The organism is Actinomadura sp. HBU206391 (assembly GCF_014323665.1).
In the GTDB taxonomy this organism is placed as follows: Bacteria; Actinomycetota; Actinomycetes; order Streptosporangiales; family Streptosporangiaceae; genus Actinomadura_C.
Map to the genome: position 1 here is coordinate 91,510 of NZ_JABVEB010000005.1, position 18,168 is coordinate 109,677.

The 18,168-nt window shown below is 66.9% G+C and carries 17 protein-coding genes; 11 read left to right on the forward strand and 6 right to left on the reverse strand.

Features of this window, described 5'->3' with window-relative positions; translation table 11 throughout:
- Positions 1 to 52: 52 nt before the first annotated feature.
- Entirely contained in the window at positions 53 to 319 is a 267-nt protein-coding gene (locus tag HKK72_RS04600) for a hypothetical protein (RefSeq protein WP_187232957.1), read from the forward strand.
- Here HKK72_RS04600 and HKK72_RS04605 read toward each other — a convergent pair.
- Both HKK72_RS04605 and HKK72_RS04610 read right to left on the reverse strand, forming a co-directional pair.
- A complete protein-coding gene (locus HKK72_RS04605) occupies positions 256 to 831 on the reverse strand; it encodes a DinB family protein (protein WP_187232958.1) in 576 nt (191 codons plus the stop codon). The genes HKK72_RS04600 and HKK72_RS04605 overlap by 64 nt on opposite strands.
- Positions 832 to 898: 67 nt before the next feature.
- Positions 899 to 2,344, reverse strand: coding sequence for a PLP-dependent aminotransferase family protein (locus tag HKK72_RS04610; protein WP_187232959.1), 1,446 nt, complete (start codon positions 2,342 to 2,344; stop codon positions 899 to 901).
- Between the two features lie 46 nt (positions 2,345 to 2,390).
- Between HKK72_RS04610 and HKK72_RS04615 the strand changes: the two genes are divergently transcribed.
- Positions 2,391 to 3,650, forward strand: coding sequence for an MFS transporter (locus tag HKK72_RS04615; protein WP_187232960.1), 1,260 nt, complete (start codon positions 2,391 to 2,393; stop codon positions 3,648 to 3,650).
- A 155-nt stretch (positions 3,651 to 3,805) separates the two neighbouring features.
- Positions 3,806 to 4,918 (forward strand): N-methyl-L-tryptophan oxidase, encoded by a 1,113-nt coding sequence (solA, locus tag HKK72_RS04620; protein ID WP_187232961.1) that lies wholly within the window; start codon positions 3,806 to 3,808, stop codon positions 4,916 to 4,918.
- Between the two features lie 16 nt (positions 4,919 to 4,934).
- On the opposite strand, the gene HKK72_RS04625 is transcribed toward solA, so the two are convergent.
- Positions 4,935 to 5,360, reverse strand: a complete 426-nt coding sequence (locus HKK72_RS04625) for an acyl-CoA thioesterase (RefSeq protein ID WP_187232962.1) — start codon at positions 5,358 to 5,360, stop codon at positions 4,935 to 4,937.
- Positions 5,361 to 5,387: 27 nt separating this feature from the next.
- Positions 5,388 to 5,804, reverse strand: a complete 417-nt coding sequence (locus HKK72_RS04630; protein WP_187232963.1) for a GNAT family N-acetyltransferase — start codon at positions 5,802 to 5,804, stop codon at positions 5,388 to 5,390.
- A 609-nt stretch (positions 5,805 to 6,413) separates the two neighbouring features.
- Here HKK72_RS04630 and HKK72_RS42630 point away from each other — a divergent pair.
- Together HKK72_RS42630 and HKK72_RS04635 are read left to right on the forward strand one after the other, a co-directional pair.
- Positions 6,414 to 6,713 (forward strand): DUF6247 family protein, encoded by a 300-nt coding sequence (locus tag HKK72_RS42630; RefSeq protein WP_410050281.1) that lies wholly within the window; start codon positions 6,414 to 6,416, stop codon positions 6,711 to 6,713.
- 167 nt (positions 6,714 to 6,880) lie between these two features.
- Positions 6,881 to 7,675 (forward strand): hypothetical protein, encoded by a 795-nt coding sequence (locus HKK72_RS04635; RefSeq protein ID WP_187232964.1) that lies wholly within the window; start codon positions 6,881 to 6,883, stop codon positions 7,673 to 7,675.
- Between the two features lie 66 nt (positions 7,676 to 7,741).
- Here the strand turns inward: HKK72_RS04635 and HKK72_RS04640 are convergent, their stop codons facing one another.
- Positions 7,742 to 8,005 carry a hypothetical protein gene (locus HKK72_RS04640; protein ID WP_187232965.1) on the reverse strand — a complete coding sequence of 88 codons (264 nt, stop codon included), beginning with the start codon at positions 8,003 to 8,005 and terminating at the stop codon, positions 7,742 to 7,744.
- Between the two features lie 287 nt (positions 8,006 to 8,292).
- Positions 8,293 to 8,922 carry a hypothetical protein gene (locus HKK72_RS04645; RefSeq protein ID WP_187232966.1) on the reverse strand — a complete coding sequence of 210 codons (630 nt, stop codon included), beginning with the start codon at positions 8,920 to 8,922 and terminating at the stop codon, positions 8,293 to 8,295.
- Positions 8,923 to 9,793: 871 nt separating this feature from the next.
- On the opposite strand from HKK72_RS04645, the gene HKK72_RS04650 reads away from it, so the two are divergent.
- The 6 genes from HKK72_RS04650 to HKK72_RS04670 all read left to right on the forward strand — a co-directional run bounded on the left by HKK72_RS04650 (position 9,794) and on the right by HKK72_RS04670 (position 17,913).
- A complete protein-coding gene (locus HKK72_RS04650) occupies positions 9,794 to 9,952 on the forward strand; it encodes a hypothetical protein (protein ID WP_187232967.1) in 159 nt (52 codons plus the stop codon).
- Between the two features lie 994 nt (positions 9,953 to 10,946).
- Complete coding sequence (locus tag HKK72_RS04655; RefSeq protein ID WP_222720315.1) at positions 10,947 to 12,371, forward strand: IS4 family transposase; 1,425 nt, start codon at positions 10,947 to 10,949, stop codon at positions 12,369 to 12,371.
- Positions 12,372 to 12,757: 386 nt separating this feature from the next.
- On the forward strand, positions 12,758 to 13,291 hold the full coding sequence (locus tag HKK72_RS42635) for a DUF6932 family protein (RefSeq protein WP_410050282.1): 534 nt from the start codon (positions 12,758 to 12,760) through the stop codon (positions 13,289 to 13,291).
- A complete protein-coding gene (locus HKK72_RS04660) occupies positions 13,291 to 14,271 on the forward strand; it encodes a hypothetical protein (RefSeq protein WP_187232968.1) in 981 nt (326 codons plus the stop codon). Before HKK72_RS42635 ends, HKK72_RS04660 begins: the two co-directional genes overlap by 1 nt.
- 672 nt (positions 14,272 to 14,943) lie before the next feature.
- Complete coding sequence (locus HKK72_RS04665; protein WP_222720316.1) at positions 14,944 to 15,834, forward strand: WD40 repeat domain-containing protein; 891 nt, start codon at positions 14,944 to 14,946, stop codon at positions 15,832 to 15,834.
- Between the two features lie 192 nt (positions 15,835 to 16,026).
- Positions 16,027 to 17,913, forward strand: coding sequence for a WD40 repeat domain-containing protein (locus HKK72_RS04670; protein ID WP_187232970.1), 1,887 nt, complete (start codon positions 16,027 to 16,029; stop codon positions 17,911 to 17,913).
- Positions 17,914 to 18,168 lie beyond the last annotated feature (255 nt).

Here is an 18,168-nt window from a genome sequence, read left to right on the forward strand (position 1 = left end):
GTAGAGCCCGCCGTAGGCGGGGGCGGGGGCTGGGGCGGAAGGATCGAGGGCGGTGCGGGTCGCCGACCAGATGCCGTCGGCGCCGACGAGCAGGTCGGCGCTCGCGGTGTGCCCACCGGCACCGGTGACGATCCGGGCGCCGGTGTTCGGCGGACGCGGAGGCGGGCACGGACGCCAGGAGGTCGGCTACGTCGTCCTGCCCGAAGTAGCGCGCCCAGCCGAGCGGAGTCTCGTTGAACTTCGGGTCGCGCGCGTTCAGGTCCGCCCCGCGGTCGACGAGAAGTCGTACGAGCTCCGGCTCGCCCCACCGGCCGCGTAGTGGATCGCGGGAACCCCTTCGGAGGTGTTCACCTCGAACCCGGATTCGGCCAGGAGGCCCACGACGTCCCAGCTTCCCGCGGCCGCCGCCTGGACGAGGATCGCCGGATGGGACGTGCGCAGGCCGGGATCGGCCGCGAGCCGTGCCTCCGCAGCAGGGCGATCGCCGCCGAGACATGCGGCCACGAAGTCGAGGGCCTCCGCCGCCGTACCCGGGGCCCCCGTGTGCTCCGGCGCCGCCGAGGGCGAGACCCCGATCCACGTGGCGTTCCGCTCGCCGCTCAGCAGATCGATGACGTGGGACAGCCGCCACGCGATCGTGGTGAACGGCGCGGGCTCGGGCGGCAGCGCCGAGCCGTCGGCCCGCCAGGTGCCGTCGCCGGCGGCGCGAACCGTCCAGCAGTAGGGCGCCGGCTCCCAGAGGTACTCCTCGTTGGTCAGTCCTTCGACGCGGGCACGGAGTCGCCGCCAGGCGGTGTCGGAGAGGTCCAGAAGCTCGCTCTTGAGCGTCATACCGAAACCGTACGACCGAACGCGGACAGGATCGGGCCGCTTCCGACAGTCGGCCGCTCCTGCGCGGTCAGCCGCCGCGCAGCAGATCCGCGATGGTGTCGATTCCTTCGGAGATGGCGTCGGCGGTCAGGTTGCCGTAGCCCAGAACGAGCTGAGCGGGCCCGGGGCGCGGTTCGAGTCGGTAGTCGCTCATCGCGTACAGCCCGACCGACCGGCGACGCGCGGCCGTGACCACCGCCTGCTCGTCCGTGCCGGGCGGCAGCTGGGCGACGGTGTGGAACCCTGCGGCGAGACCGCGCAGCTCGACAGCGGGCGCGTGTCGCCGGAGCGCTTCGACGAGCGCGGTACGCCGCGCGGCGTAGCGCAGGCGCATGCCGCGCAGATGGCGGTCATACCGGCCCGACCTCAGCAGGTCGGCGAGCGCCAGCTGGTCGATGATCGGTGATCCGCGGTCGGCCAGCCCCTTGTGGTGGGCGATGGCGGCCGACAGGTGCGGGGGGCACAGGATCCAGCCGAGCCGCAGCCCTGGTGCCAGCGACTTGCTGACGGAGCCGATGAGCGCGACCCGGTCGGGGGCGAGGCCCTGGAGCGCGCCGACCGGCTCGCGGTCGTACCGGAACTCGGCGTCGTAGTCGTCCTCGACGATCGTCGCGTCGTTCGCCCTGGCCCAGGCGATCAGGGCCTGCCTGCGCTCGGGAGCCAGCACGACGCCGGTGGGCGATTGATGGGCGGGCGTGACGACGACGACGCGAGCGTCGGTGGCCGCGAGCGCGCCGGTGTCGATGCCGCCTTCGTCGACGGGGACGGCCACGACGCCGAGGCCCAGCGTCGCGGCGATGACGCGCTGGTCGGGATCACCGGGGTCCTCGACGGCCACCGTGCGCACCCCCTCGCCGGCCAGGGCCCGCAGGACGAGCTGCAGACCCTGCGCGTAGCCCGCGCAGACGACCGTGTGGGCGCCGTCCGCGGCGGCTGCGCGCACGCGCCTCAGGTAGGCGGCGAGCACGTCGCGCAACGCCCGATCTCCGTACGGGTCGGTGTAGCCGAGCAGGTGCGCGGGCGCGTCGCGGCAGGCATGGCGCAGTGCGCGGCTCCAGTCCTCACGGGGGAAGCTCGACACATCCGGCAGGCCTGGCCGGAAGTCGACCCGGGCGATCGCGGTGGCCGCGGGTCGCGGCCGTACGGCCGCGGACGCGGACGCGGACGCGGCGGCGGACGCGGCGGCGGACGCGGCGGCGGACGCGGCGGCGGCCACGCGCGTGGCCGCCCCAGGGCGCGTGACGAGGTAACCCTCGGCCTGCAGCTGCGCGTAGCACTCGGTCACCAGGCCCCGCGAGATGCCGAGGTCTCGCGCCAGGGCCCGCGAGGAGGGGAGTCTCTCGCCGGTGGCCAGCCGGCCGGCGCGGATGGCCTCGCGCAGTGCGCTTTCGAGCTGGTCGCGCAGGGGCTCCGGCCGGTCCCGGTCGATCTGCAGCAGGAGCTCCGGCCCGAAACCGGTCCACTCAATCGGCACGGAACTGGACCTTACCAGTGGACCGGCGTCGCCTTACGGTCTGATCATGTATCACGATGAGAACGGCGGCCAGAGCGGCCCTCCGGCTGCCCTCGCCGACGTCGGGCCCACGAGCGTGCCGGCCCCGCAGCCGATCCTGACCCGTCCCATGATCTTGCTGTTGATCACGTCGATCGGTTCTCTCGGGAGCTTCTACCTCCTGATGCCGGTCGTCCCCCTGCTGGCGGCCGCGGGCGGAGCGGGCGGCGTGGGCGCCGGGCTGGCCACCGGCGCCATGATGCTCGGAACCGTGCTGATGGAGTTCGCCGTACCGGCTCTGCTCGGCAGGTACGGATACCGCGCGGTCATGGCGCTGGGCCTGTTCCTTCTCGGAGCGCCCGCCATCGCGCTGACGGCATCGCAGTCGTTGCCCCTGGTGCTGGGCGTCTGCCTCGTGCGCGGTGCGGGGCTCGGCATCGTGGTGGTGGCCGGCGCGGCCCTGATCGCCGAACTCGTACCGGCCGAACGCCGCGGCGAGGGGCTGGGGCTGTACGGCGTGGCGGTCGGGGTCCCGTCCATCGCCTGCCTGCCGTTGGGTCTGTGGCTGAACGCGAACATCGGCCACCGGCCGGTTCTCGTCACCGGGGCGGCGTTGTCGCTGCTCGCGCTCGCGGCGGTGCACGGCCTGCCCGGCCGGTCGGCGCGGGTCGAGCCCCATGGCAGTGTCCTCGGGGCCCTTCGCATCGACGGGCTCGCGGGGCCGGCGGTCGTCTTCGCCGCGGTGACGCTGGCGGCCGGTGTGCTGCTGACGTTCCTTCCGCTGGCCCTGTCGGCGTCGGATCACCTTGCGGCGACGGCCCTGCTCGCGCAGTCCTGCGCGACCCCGCTCGCACGCTGGTTCGCGGGCCGGTACGCCGACCGGCACGGTTCCACCCGCCTGCTGGTGCCCGCCGTCCTGTTCGCCGCCCTAGGCACGGCGGCGCTCATCTGGGTGGACGAACCGCTCGCTGTGATCGCCGGGATGGGACTGTTCGGGATCGGGTTCGGGGTGGCGCAGAACGTGACCCTTGCCGTCATGTTCGAGCGTGTGCGCGAGGCCGACTTCGGCCGGGTCAGCGCGCTGTGGAACCTCGCCTACGACGGCGGGATGGGCGTCGGTGCGGTCGGGTTCGGCCTGGTGGCCGGGCCGGTGGGCTACCCGATGGGATTCGCCCTCACCGCCGTCGTACTGTGCGCCGCGCTCGCACCGGCATGGCGCGACCAGAGGAGAAACAGCGGCCTGATCGAGGCGACGCCGCCGACCCGCACCGCGCCTCTCGTGGCCTGAGGCCGACGCGCTACGGTCGAGATGGCCTCCCCGGGAGGAAATGCCGTGCATCTTGGGAGACGTACCTGGTCCGGGACGCCGTACTCGTCTGAGACGTGCCCCGTTCCGGGGATGGTGCCCACTCGGGAACGGGACGACTCAGGACGGGAGTGCGCATGACGCGAGTCGACGTGGTGGTGGTCGGCCTCGGGCTGACCGGATCGGCCGCTGCTTGGGCGCTGTCTCGTCGAGGCCGCTCCGTCGTCGCCTTCGAGGCCTTTCAGCCGGATCACCGCAGGGGAAGTTCACACGGCCGGTCCCGTATCTTCCGCCGCGCCTATACCGATCGGCTGTACGTCGAGCTCACCGGCCGGGCGGGCGAGCTCTGGCGGCTGCTGGAGCGGGAGAGCGGGGAGAGCCTGCTGCACCGCACCGGAGGGCTCGACCACGGTGCCGGCGGCGAGCCCGAGGCGATGGCCGCGCTGCTCGCCGATGCCGGCGTACCCGCCGAACTGATCCCGCCGGACGAAGCCGCCCGCCGCTGGCCCGGGATGTCCTTCGAGGGACCGGTGCTGTTCCACCCCGAGGCCGGGGTGATCGATCCGGAGCGCGCTATGGCCGCCATGACCCGCCTGGCCACCTCGGCGGGCGCGCGCATCTCCTACGGCACCTGGGTGGACGCGCTGGAGCCGCAGAGCGACGGCGGCGTGCTGGTGCGCACCGGCAGCGGGTCGTTGCACGCGCGTACGGTCGTCGTGGCGGCGGGGCCGTGGACGGAACCACTGCTGTCCGGGCTGGTGAAACTGCCGCGGCTCACCGTGACCCAGCAGCAGGTCTTCTTCTTCCGCCCGCACGAATCCGCCGTCTGGCCGACGTTCATCCGCGAGGACGACGACGCGGTGTACGGGCTGCCCGAGGGCCCGCTGCTGAAGGTCGCCGAGCATGGCCGGGGTCGCGTGACGACCGCGGAGGACCGCGACGGCGTCGTCGACCCGGCCTCGCGTGAGCGGGTGATGTCGTTCGTACGCCGATGGCTGCCCGGAGTCGATCCGGCGCCATGTGACGAACTGACCTGTCTCTACACCTCGACGGACGGCGAGGACTTCATCCTCGACCGGCAGGGCCCGATCGTCGTGTGCTCACCGTGCTCCGGACACGGCGCCAAGTTCACCCCGCTCGTCGGCGAGATCGCCGCCGACCTCGCCGACGGCCACCCGCCGATCCACGAGCGCTTCACCCTCGCCGCGCACGAACGGCCATCCGGCCGAGACCGCCGGGCGAACTCTTGAGCCGCCGGCCGGCCGGTCAAGACCGGTCTTCGCTCTTCGGCGGCACATTCCGCAGGAGATCGCCCAGGACCGCGGGCATCCGTACCGCCGAACCGTCGGAGACGCAGACGTAGGTCGCACGGCCGACCGCGAGGACCTGCTCGTCCCGCCGCACGGTGAATGTCACCGACAACGAACTGGTGCCGGCCGCGACCGGTCGGGTCTCGATGAACAGCAGGTCGTCCAGATGGGCTCCGTCGCGGTACTCGCACCCGCTGGCGACGATGACCACGTCGACGCCCGCCGACCGGAGCCGGCGGTAACCGCCCGCATGGCGATCGAGCCAGTCGAGGAACGCGTCCTCGAAGTACTCGTAGTAACGGGCGGCGTGCACCATCCCCTGGGCGTCGCAGTGCCGTGGCCGCACCTGAAGCCGTGAGGTGGACGTCGGAACCTCGCTCATGAACATCCGATCTGGGCGGCCGGCGGTCTAGGTCTCATCGAACGTCCAGGAGAACACAACCTGGTCCTGCTCCACCTCCTGGGCGAAACGGCCGTAGGTCGCGCGGGCCGCCGTGTTCCCCTCGTCGGTGATGACCCACATGCCGTAACAGCCACGCCCACGCCCCAGTTCCGCCAGCGCCGACACCAGCGCCGCGGCGATGCCACGCCGGCGGTACGGCTCGTCCACACCGAGTTCGTAGACGAACATCTCGGTGCCCTTGTCAGGATGGGTCATCTCGACCCCGGTGATCATCCCGGCCGGGACACCGTCCTCGTACGCGATGAAGAGGTGGTGCCCCGGGTCATCGAGAAACCGCCTTGTGGCTTCTTCGCGTGGCGGCTCGTCGAAGAGGTGACCGGCTGCCTCGACCGCCTCGAACCGGGTGATGCGGTGGATCTCCACGCCCCGAGTCTGGCACGGACGGCTGTACTGCCGTCATCGCGCCGCCTTCTCATCCCGCTACCGGAAAACATGACGGCATAGACCTTGATAAGCCATCGGGATTCGAGGCCCGCCGGAGGATACGGAACGATGTCATGATGCCTACCGGCTCTGCCTCTGACCCGAAAGAGGCCAAGGATCGCGCAGCGATCGAGCACATCATCGGCCGCTCCTTGAGCGGACCATGGCCGGCAGAAGCGCTCGCTCCCGGAACCCGGGTCACGGTGATCCACGACCCGGAATGGGACGGGCCTTGGCGAGATGAGTTCTCCGGCACGATCGACGCTGTCGGTCCTCCCGAAGACATCTCCCACGCGCGAGCCCTCCCTGAGGAACTCAAGTACGAGGTCGCCTTGGGCGGCGCACGAACCTCTCTGCGGGGGTGCGCGCCGCCGCCTGGTTTAGGCTGATCGTGTCAATGCCTCTTTAGAGACGTTGGCGGTGACGGCGGCCCCTGTTCCCTCGCCGGGCCCGGGGGCCGCCTCCCAATGCGTGGTTCGTGGCGGTCAGTCGCTCGGTGCCGAGCTTGAACCCAGGGTGTTCGGGCGACGGGCGGGTACGTTTGGCCGCATGACTGCCCAGCCCGCAGAGGCTGCCAGGCCGCACGATCCCAGCGAGGATCCGGCCCGCGATCTTCGACGCGCTCCCGCCGTCGCACCGCGAGCAGTTCGGGCTGAATACGACGAGGCTTTGGACGCCGCTGATGACCTCGTACGGTTCAAGCAGGTACAGACGCTGCTGCGGCAGTGGCGCTTGCGTGCGATCGCGTACACCCGGTCTGGGTATGAGGAGGCGATCCAGGACGCGTTCCAGGGGCGTGAGGATGCCTTTGCGAGGTACAAGCCGCCAGAGCGGAAAGGCCGTGTGTAACAACATTTCCGGACCAGCGGGTGTTTATCCACGAACGCCCTCATAAATGAGCGGAATGAGGGAAAGGGAAAGTCCTGCCGACATGTTGCGCCTGGGCCCGTGTTTGGGCCCCTGAACCCTGTTAGAGGAAGGGTGCCGCCGATAGCTTGCCGATCATGAGATCTTGGATGGAGAGCGAGGCGGGAGCGGTCTGCCGGCGAAGCGTGGACCGCGGTGAGGGCCCGGTCTCCTACCTGGCGATCGCCCTGCTGGTGGCCTTGGTAGCCGGAGTGATGGTCACTGCAGGCATCGGCAATGCGGTCACAGGCGACATCGTCCGGGCAGTCTGCCGGGTCGGCGGTGACGATTGCGGCGGCGGTCCTACGCCGGGCCCATCAGCGGCGTCCATCTCACCCGCTCCGAGCACCCCGCCGATCTCATCCAGCTTTCCGCCTGGGACGGATTCCGCCGCGTCAGCCATGGAGGGCATTCTCGCCCAGACTCCTGAGGGCCGGCAAGTGCTCGCCGATGCGAAGGCGCTCGGGATCAAGGTGGTCACCGGTACCACGGGCCAATCCCGGTACGACCCCACGAAGAAGGAGTTCTTCCTCAACACCAATTCACCCCTTGGTCAGAATACACTTGGCTTCGCGATCCAGGTCGGCTACGCGCGCCATTCCGGCGCAGAGTTCGATCCCAAAAGGATGCCGCAGGAGGAGTGGATAAAGGCCATGATGGATGCGGACCTGCGTCGTGGCGAGCTCGGAATCGCAATATACGAGCAGCTGAGAGATTCCGGTCAGCTGAAGGGAATCGACCCGGGCGTCGCCGCCATGATCGAACAAGCGGCGAAGGAGCACGAACGGGGCCCAGAAGCTTTTCGGCAGTATCTCGAAGAGCTCAATCACACATCCCACAAGAAGACATGGTGCTCCGCCAACACTGCCGACGCAAAGGCTGAGGCTGAGTGCGTGAATCGGTAGATCGGTGGATCTATCCGAGTGCACTGGTGTTCGCTCTTGTCGCCATCACCGTTGCCGTCCTTTTCATCAGCGGCTGGGGACCGGCGCCTGCCGATCAATCTCACGGCAAAGAACGGTGATCATGTCATTGAAGGTGCCAGTGCCGTGCTTCTGTATGAGGACACCGTAGAGGTCCTTGCGGCTGGCCTCCCTGACCATCCAGTTGAGGGTGGTGTGATGAACCTGGCGACCGGCGGCCAACTCATCGTAGGCGTCGCGAGTGACTCTCAGCAGCTTCGGAAAGGCCGCAGACTCCGCCAAGATCATGCGGGTCGCGTCGTTGAGATTCATGCGAGAAAGTCTAGGTCAGCCGGTGCCACCACGGAGGCCCCGCCGGCGGTGGCCAAGGCCGAACGCAACGCCGACAAGGAGCGATCGCGCACGCAACAGGCACGACCAGCGGCTCAAGCGGATCGTGGAAGCGGGCGAGAGCGTCCGCAAGACCGTTAGTGACCGCGTGGACTACGGCAAGTTTCCCCACGGTGCCTGGCCGCAGGCCGTCACGGGCTGATCCGACCCGAAGCACGTGTGGGTCCGCTCCCGTTCGCCGGGAGCGCCCCACACCTGCGACGGCCGTGCTACTTCCAGGCGCGCGTGACGGTCGCGTACGTCTTCGCGGCGATCGCCTCGACCATCGGCGCGAGCTTTCCCTTCGGCGTGTACGCGTTCCCACCGACCGCGAGCCAGACCTCGATGTGCAGGTTGCCGCTGAGCGTGTGGACCAGGTACTGCGATTGCTTGTCGCCATCGACCGTGTCCAGCGTGCGCGCCTCGCCCTGCTCCCACGGTCCGGCGATCGCGCCATCGGCCTTCATCGGATCCCGCTCCGCCACCGTTCGATAGTTGCGCCGCGCCTCGTCCACCGACCTGGCGAGACGTGCCTCCACGGTCAAACGCGCGATGTGGCCGCTCGGCGTCGTCATCTCGTGCAGGCACACCTCGCCCGCGCCGTCGCCCTTGCGGTACCCAAGGGGCACCTTGCGCCGCTTGTCCTTCACCGTCAGCTTCAGAGCGGCCAGGGGCGCGAGGTCGGTCGCCGCGCACAGGTCCAGCTCGGAGTGGCGATAGGCCAAGAGCGGCGACTCCGAAGGCGCCACAGCCGGTGGCGTCGTCGCCGGGTCCGTCGGGAGAGGTGCCGGCGTGCCTCCGGAGCACGCGGCCAACGACGGCACAGTCAGCGCGAGGGGAAGGGCACGCAGAGAGATCATGGCGAGAATCTAGCCGGATACGGTGGATCGCACGCCCAAACTCGGGTCACCCGCAGGGTCCCCCGCGCTCCGGTCAGCCCGACGTCTATCGGGCCGACCTTCGCGGCGATACGCGCGGCCACCGCCGGATCGACGGCGCGGGAATCGCTTCCTGACCTGGGCTCGTTGGCGACCGTACGCGCCCTTGATCGTCTACCCGGATGGACACACAACGGGCATGTCGGGCAACGGTGAGGTCATACCTCTGCGAGCGGCCAATCCCGGACGGGCGTTACTGTCAGAGGATGACCAATAGGCCGAAATGCACGCATTGTGGAGTAAGTGACCTAGATGAGGGTTTTATCACCGAAACCCCATACAACAGCTCAAGCAGCCTGAGTCGGCCTGAGCAGGCTCGTTGGTACAAGGGCATCGCGGTGTATACGGGGGTATTCGCCAGGCGCGTGAAAGTGAAAGAAAAAGAGTCATTGCCGATGGTCGCTTACCGTTGCCGCCAATGTGGGCACATTGAGTTCTTCGCTCGTTTCTGAGCTCCCCCACCTCAACCTCTCGCGCACCGTCACGGGTGCGGACCGGGCTTCCCGGAGTTGGAGGCCCCCGCCGGGAGGCATGTCCGAACTTACGCCCCATGGCGTGCACCAGCTCGGCGGCGCGTACCCCGTGACTGCCATCAGCCGGGCGGCTGGGCGTGGGCGGTGGCTTTCGCGCGCCCGCCCTCGGCCCGCCGGGGTGGGACCGGCGCCCACGCCGCACGCCCGCCCCGGTGTCGCCGGGCGGGCGATGCGGAGGCGCGAAGCGCCGCCGCTCTTGATGTCAAGGCGGGAACGGTTCGAGTTGAGCGGACCCGTGTGGAGGTGACCGGCGCAACCGGTTGCGCGCTCTGGAGAAGGCCGAGCTGCAGGGCGTCCGGTTCCACGACCTGAGGCATACCGGGAACACGCTGAGCGCCATGGCCAAGGCCGAACTCAAGCAGGCCGACATGAAGCGATCGGGCACGCAACGGGCACGGAAGCGCAAGAAGGGGTCCTGAACGACCGAAGCCCAGGGCGGGAATCGCTTCCTGACCTGGGCTTTCGGGTGGGTGGAGCCTAGGGGATTCGAACCCCTGACACCCGGCTTGCAAATCTCCGTGATCACCGCCGGTCACGTCCCTGACCAGGGCGATCCATGATCCGCAAGTGACCGCTATTGCCCCCTGGTCACCAGGGCTAATGGCACGCTAATGGCACGGCGTCCGGGGCCGTGTGCTGTGCTATCCGATGGAGTCGTACCGGCATACCCACCAAGGGAGTTGAGGCGAGGCGAACGGGTTGGGTAGTGACCAGGCCTGGTATGCCTCGTCGAGTGGGATGATCAGCACACGGAACTGGCGTCTCGCTCGTGGCGTAAGACTCCGTAGGGCGAGTTCGATCACGGTGCGGGAGTCGTCGAGATCGCCCCTCCAGTCGTAGGCGTTATCTGGAGTCCCTCCGCCGTAAGGTCCCTTGAGGGGTCTGCCTCTGAATGCCCACGCCCTGTACCGGAGGTACGCGTCTACGACGTGTCCTGGCTCCAAGCCGTTGTCCAGCTCGTAGTTCTGGAACTGGCGGTGGACCGAGGGAGCAAGCCCGGGAATCACGGTGCGGTGCCTGCGAAACCGGCGCGGGAGCCGGGCGCGTACTTCGGCCGGAGACCGGCGAGGCATGGTCACTTCCGATGATGTGCCTGTGGTGAGGTTAGCAGCGCGGGCCGCACCCCACGGAGGTCGGTCCGGAGTGCTCATCCGCGCGAACGGCGGGGAGTGGCGACAGACCTCGTCGCGCGGATGAGTGCTCTGGCTCGCGGGGGTCTGGGGGCTCCGTGGCCCAATGCAGTTGCTTTTGAGTGATCTGCGGCTCGGGAAGCCCGTGGTTCCCCCAGCTGGGCATGTTCGGCCCGGCCTGCATCCACGTTGCGTTGCGATGGATCACGGTTGCGGTTCGTGATCATCACGGGTCGGCGGTACCGGGTGGTAGTGCTCTGCTGGTGCTTGATCGTGTTCGAGCGTGAGTGGTGGAACCGCTGGGCTGCGGGCCCGGCTCGGCGTGTTGACAGTGGTGTTCACCCCTGAGCTGGTCGATGAGGTCATCGCCGAACACGGCCGCGTTGAGCGTCGGCGCAGGCTGCTCCCCTCCCGCCTGGTGGTCTACTTCGTGCTTGCGCTGTGCTTGTTCGCCAGGGAGTCCTATGAAGAGGTCATAAGGCTGCTGACCAGCGGCCTTCCGGGCAGCCGGGCCTTGGTCCAGATCAACCGATCATCGTTGTACCGAGCGCGGGCCCGGTTGGGTGATCAGGTGCTGGAGACGCTGTTTCGGCAGGTCGCGGGGCCGCTGGCGACCCCAGGCACGCCCGGAGCGTGGTGGCGCGGGCTGCGGTTGCTGGCGCTGGATGGCACCCAGTTCGACGTGCCGGACTCGGTCGGTAACGGCCAGACCTTTGACGGGCCGTCCACCGGCGGCACGCCATTCGGTTTCCCGCAGGTCAGGTCGGTGGTTCTGTCGGAGATCGGCACGCACGGAGTGTTGGATGCGGCGGTCGGTGGCTATCGGGACGGGGAGCGCGGCCTGGCGCTCGAGCTGACCGGGGCCATCGGCCCCGGCGACCTGGTGATCGCCGATCGCGGGTTCTGGTCGGCCGAACTGGTCGCAGCGTTCACCGCGACCGGCGCTGACCTGCTGATCCGACTGCAGTCCAACCACCGGGGCACGACGGTGAGTGAACTGGCCGACGGCTCGTGCCTGTCCACCTCACAGCCGAGCAAGCAGGTCCGGCGTCGGGCCAAGGCCGCCGAGCGTGTGCTGCCGGAGCGGATCACCTTCCGGGTCATCAGCTTCGCCGCAGGCGACAGCATGCTGCATCTGGGCACCACGCTGACCGATCCCGAGCGGTTCCCCGCCGACGAACTGATCGCGCTTTACCGGCAACGCTGGGAGATCGAGCTGGCCTTCGATGAGCTGAAGAACCATCTCGGCACCGGCGGGCCGTTGCGTTCACGCACGCCCGAAGGCGTCCGCCAAGAGATCTGGGCCTATCTGGCGGTGCACCACGCGGTTCGCCGACTGGCCCACGACGCCGCCGCGAGCACTGGCCCGCAAGTGGACAGCGACCGCATCTCCTACCTCAAGTGCGTGCGGATCATCCGCACAAGCGTGACACCCCAGGCCGGCGCCACACCCGCCAAGCTCACCCGGGCCTTGGTCCAGGCCGTGCACGAGGCACGCCACCGCCTGCTAGCACCCCGATCCGGCCGCCGCTGCCCCAGAGCGATCAAGAAACCCAACCGATGGCCCATCCTGCGCACCCGCGCCGGACGCGACCAAGTCGACCCCGGCCGCCACGCCAACAGCCCCACCGCCAAGGTCAAACCCGATCGCCGGGCAGGAAGACCCTTCATCAGCGGCGCACATCCCACCCCGCCACCGCTCCGCTAAAACAACTGCATTGGGCCACGGAGCCCCCAGCGGCGCTCTCGATCAACCGATATGACCTTGCGGCCATAGGCGTCGGCGCTGATGCCGAGACGGCGGCCAGGTCCCCGCGGTCGAATAGCCGGCGCTGACCCGGCCGTCCGGGCACGGCGCGTAGGGACCGGCGCCCACGCCGCACGCCCGTAGCGGCGGGACCGGACGGCCGAGGCGGCGGGCGCGAAGCGCCGCCGCCCTTGATCTAAAACGGCCAAATTCGGCAATGATCGTGTCACGGGCAGTGTCGCGTCACGGGCAGCACTTGATTCTCTTGCGGGACCAGACATCGCTGTGGCCTGTTGGCCGATCCAGACCAGGATCAACCCTCCCAGTCTTGGAGCGTCTGAGCTAATGTGGTAAAGCACAGATGGCGGTACGAAGGGGGCAACCCGTTGGAGGTCGTTCGTACGACTGTTCTGCCGCCGTTTACACAAGAGGGAGTTCTGCCACCTGGGCGTTATGTCTGTAGTGCACGCGCCGTTCGGAGGGCATTCGTGGATTCATACACAAATAGCCATAGCCGCGGAGCGATATACCGGGAGTGGCGGTCGCATCGGGCAGCGCTTCGGTCACTAGCCCCTGTACTGTATCAGTGGGTAGACGGTAGTTTCGTCACAGATAAGCTGAATCCTGGCGATATTGATGTAGTCACCTTTGTCGATGCAGTCGCTTTTGATCGACTACCTGCATGGCGTCAGGATGTTGTTTACGAGTTGTCCAACGGGCGTGGAGATTCTGCCTACAGTCATGTAGATTCCAAGGTTTGCGCCGTATACCCGTCGACGACCCCTCAGGGTAGCGCCTACACTCATGAACGCTCATACTGGGATGGACTTTGGTCCCGATTTCGGCCTGGATCCACCAAGGGTTATGTGGAGGTGCCGTGATGACGTGGATCTCCGAGCTTGAGGAAGAAGAGCAGACCCTTGAGCGACTAATAGCCGAGAAAATGCAGGTTGATTCAGGTAGTCTCAGACTTTCTGTCTCCTCGCTCAAGCGTCGCTTGGAAGAGGTGCGCGCTCGCCTGAGCAGTGCCACCAGGCCGCAATTGGAGATCCGTCTGGTCGGTACAGCAATCAATGATCACGAGGTCAGGCTAGAACTTCTCGGGCCCTTTTTGGAAGAATTGCAGCAAACGGTCTCCTCGATCGGGCAGGCGTTGCGAGGTAGCGCAACCGCTGCAAGCTCTATTCCCAAGGAGGTCAGAGATCAGACGGCGCTAAGTTACAATGCTTCGGGACCTGGTTCTGTCGTGCTCTACCTTCGAGCCCCATCTGATCCACGAGTAGCGGAAGAAATTCCCTATCCGGAGCTACTAGACGAGCGGACTAAGCCACTAGCAGTTGCCGCTATTGAACGCCTGCTCGCGCTAGCACAACACGCCCGTAGTGGCACGCCAGATGACTCGCTAGTTGACGACGTTTATCCCCTCGGGCCTCGTACGTATAAGCATCTAAATAGTCTAGTTCGACTAATAAGCGACAGTGAGACGGATGCAGAATTTACTCTTTCTGCTCCGATTGAGGGCGAGCTTAATGCATCTTTGGATGCCGTCGCCGCTCGTCGCATCCATGATGTTCTTAAGCAAACGAGAGTTGCTGAGGAATTTCAAGAGATCGTGGGTGAACTTCGGGGCGTAAGTAGTATTCGTAATGCATTTGAAGTTATCACGCCCGAGGGAAGAGTTATTACTGGAAAGGTGCGCGAGGATCTAGTTCCGTCTCTGCGGAATTGGTACGAGAAACCTGTTATAGCCTCGCTTGAGGTGACTGTATCTCGATCACTTACGACCGGACTAGAGCGTCGGCGACACCTTTTGACTGGGTTGGCTGATGCAAGACCATACGACGTTGGAAGTGGCGTCTAGGACGGCCTATGTATTACGGTTGCACGATACTTGGCGTTCAAGTTAGCGGCGCTATCTAGTGGCTCGTCTCCGAACGTTGGCCGGTAATTGATTCGGATCAAGTCGCCAAATGCAGGCCATGACGATCGCTTGGGTGGCCGGCCGCCGTGCGTGGCAGGGCGATCGGCTGCCGCGCCGCGTTCCGGTCCTCGGGCCGTAGCCGGCCCTGCGGTCCAGGTCGGCTTGCCACCGCGTAGGAGGGTGCTGCTGACGGCAACGGTGACGGCAACGACGGCAACCGCCGACAGGCATGGGCGTACGTCGACCGCCGCTCTACCTCGGCTGACGGGCCGGCAGCAGGGCAGTTGCTACTCCTGAAAAGCGGAAGGTCGGCGGTTCGACCCCGCCCCTGCCCACCTACGTGATCAACAAAAACCGGCCCCTGAGCCTGGAAGTAATCCGCATCAGGCGGTTGACCCATTCCGGCTGCTTTGACGCTCACCGGGAGGAACTTCGCCATCATCGGACCATAGATGTCCCGGTAACAGTCGGTATGGCGCTTTGTGGGGGCGACACTAGAGGCTGGCGCCGGCCGGGGGCCTGCCCGGTAGCCTTGCTGAAATGATCGCGATCGATGGTCCGGGTACGGGTCTACTTTTGAAGTAGGGGTGTTGCCGAATGGATTCGCTGCGGGTGACAAAACTTCCGCGACGCGCCCTCGTCCTTGGCGCTCTTGGTCTCGGCGCATCCAGCCTCGCAGCCATCTCCACGATCACACTCTGGCCCGAACCCGCCGAGCGCCTCACCGCCATTCGTAATTTTTCGCTCAAGGGGGCCACCGGCCACACTGACGTCGTCTTCTCGGTTGCGTTCAGCCCAGACGGCCGCATCGCGGCCAGTGGCAGCGGCGACAGGACCGTGCGGCTGTGGGATGTGGCGACCGGACGCGCCACCGCCACCCTCACCGGCCACACCGACTGGGTCACTGCTGTGGCGTTCAGCCCGGACGGCCACACCGTGGCCACCACCGGCCGCGACGACACTGTGCGGCTGTGGGATGTTGCGGCCAAGCGCGCCACCGCCACCCTGACCGACCCTGGTGGCATCGGCGGCGACGTGATGGCGTTCAGCCCGGACGGCAAAGCCGTGGCCGCCGGATACGGCGGCGCCGTGCAGTTGTGGGACGTGGCGACCCGGCGCACCACCGCCACCCTCGACGGCGACAGTGCCCTCGAGTCGCTGGCGTTCAGCCCGGACGGCACAACCCTGGCCAGCACATGGTGTGACGGCGCCGTGCGGCTATGGGACGTGGCGACCCGGCGCAACATCGCCACCCAACGCGGCGACAGCGCGGTCCTGTCGCTGGCGTTCAGCCCGGACGGCAAAACCCTGGCCAGCGCAGACGGAGGCGCCGTGCGGCTATGGGACCTGGCGACCCAGCGCACCACCGCTACCCTTACCACCAGCGAGGGCCCCTTCGACGGCCCTGTCGTCGGCATTCACTCACTGACGTTCAGCCCGGACGGCCACACCCTGGCAGGCCAGGGAACCGACAACACCCTACGGCTGTGGAAGATCCGATGATCTCCTAACACCTCACGACGAGCGACAGCCTCACGTGAGGCGGTGTGACCGTCTCGCTTTCACGGGCCATCAGCCAGGATGGTCTAGTGGTATATCGGGGCAACCGCGCGCTGTCGTACGTACGACTCACCGAGGTGAGGGGCGTACGGAAAAGACCTCAATGCACATCTTTCCTTATGTTACGTTTCCGGGATGACGGCGCAAATCACCGCAATGACTTTCATGGAGACGGTCGACGTTCTGGTCGTCGCCAGAGCGGATGGCAGGATAGAATCCTGGGCTTTCGACGGCTCGCGCACATCGCGGATCGTGCATGAGACCTCGGGAGATCCCATACTCGATCTGGCGAGCGACGGCCCGCTGATCCTCGGCGTCACAGAACAGCGCCTGTTGGTCTGGAACACCGAAATGCAACTCCAGAGCGAACACACGCTGGCGTATCCTGTGCACTTCATCGCGGTGACGCCGGACCACTTCTGGCTGGCCGGGGACTCGCACGTCGCCCGCCTGGAGCGCGAGTCGGACGGTGTGCGATGGAGCCCGATCTCAGCGGGAGAGACGACCGATTTCGATGTCCATCCATCGGAAGCACGCTGGGTCGTGGTGAAGGACGGCACCCGTGTCCGCGTGCACGATGCCGATACCGGCGAGGAGATGCACGTGTGGGCCGCGCGCAAGGGAACACAGCACTTGTCGGTGCGCTTCACGGAAAAGCCCGAGTATCTTTGGAAGGTCGCCAACCGTGATTGGGACCTGGAGCGGGTGACGGCCAAAACCGGCCGGCCTGCCAAGCGCAACGAGCAGTTCGTGACCAAGCTCCAGAGCGCATGGGCGGGACCGCTCGCGATATCCTCCGACCGTCGCCGTCTCGCCATATTGCAGACCGGCCGGGATGTAATGATCTGGGATCTGGACATCGGCCGGCCGGAGTTCTATGCCGAGCCGGTGATCGACCTTTCCAGTGAGAAGGTGCTGGCGAGTCTGAGTCGTGTCCCGAGGTTCGCACCAATGGCCCCCGGCTTCGTCAAGGTGACCGCCCGTCGCCGTCAGCCGAGCCGTGAAGCGAAGGTGACCGCGCTCGCAATCTCCAAGGACGGGGCGATGGTGGCACTGGGCGACAGGGAGGGGGCGGTCCACCGCTGCGACGTCGCGACGGGAGGGCTGGAACGACTGGGCGCGAAGGCGTGGACGGTGCCTCCGCGCTGTACCGGTAGGGCCTGGTGGCGCGGTGGCGCCGAGCACGGGGTGCGCGATGGCGAGCATTGGACCATACGGCAGGGTCGGCTCGCCAGGCTTGATTTCGACCACCCCGGCCGCACCGATGGCGTGGAGCTTGACGGATTCCCGCTCAACGACGATTGGGGCCGGATGCGTCACACGCCGTCGCTGTTCTTCCGCGGCGACCTAGTCTGGTTCGCCGACCGAGTATTCATCGGCGCTTGGGAAGTCTCGACGGGACGTCGCGTATGGCGCAGCGAAACACGCGAGCAAATGCATCTCGTCGGTGACGCCGCGTACTCGATCATGAACCGCGTCCCGGGACGGCTCACCCTCATGCGGTTCGATCTGAACACGCGTGAGCTTGACGAATTCGGTGAAGTCGCCACTGGCCTGTCGGAGACGTGGTGGTCACTGCGCGCGGTCGGGCCGCACCTGATCGCCGTTGCCGGCCGGAACGACAGCTGTTATCCGATCGATTTGGCCGAGCCTGCGCTGAAACGCAGACTCCCCGGGCGCATCCACCACGATCCCCACGACGACCACCGGATATTCTATGAGGTGCGCGATGGATATGCGGTCACCGATCTGCGTGACCCTGAGGCGGAGCCGGCGGTGCGGGAGTTCGCCGATCCGATCCGCAACATGGACCCGTATATCGAGCTCAGCGACGGCCGCGTCGTGGGGTGGAACGATAGAACCAAGCGGGTCACCATCGCCTCTCGTCTGACCGGTGAGCTCCTCGAGCACTATCCCGGGCACGGCCATCCGCCGCATGCCTTCTTCGTCTCCGCCGACGAACGCAAACTGCTCACGGTGGACGTCACGGATTCTGTGCGCACGTGGCGACTCGATCGATAGAGACGGCCTGGCCCGGAAACCTGCTCAGAGCAGGGCACAGGCAGCGCCGAAACCTCACAGGTTCGGTGGCGTGTTGTGGTTGGTCCGGCAGTTCCGCGGCTCAAAGGGCCTAGAGATCATCGGCCGGGAGCGTGCATTCGGGGCCACCGAACCGACATGACCAGTGCGTCACGCAACCTTGGCCGGGTAACTGGTGGGACCCCTCCCGCTTCCGTAGACACCGTGCCAAGTGGTACGACGGTCTACGAGGAGATT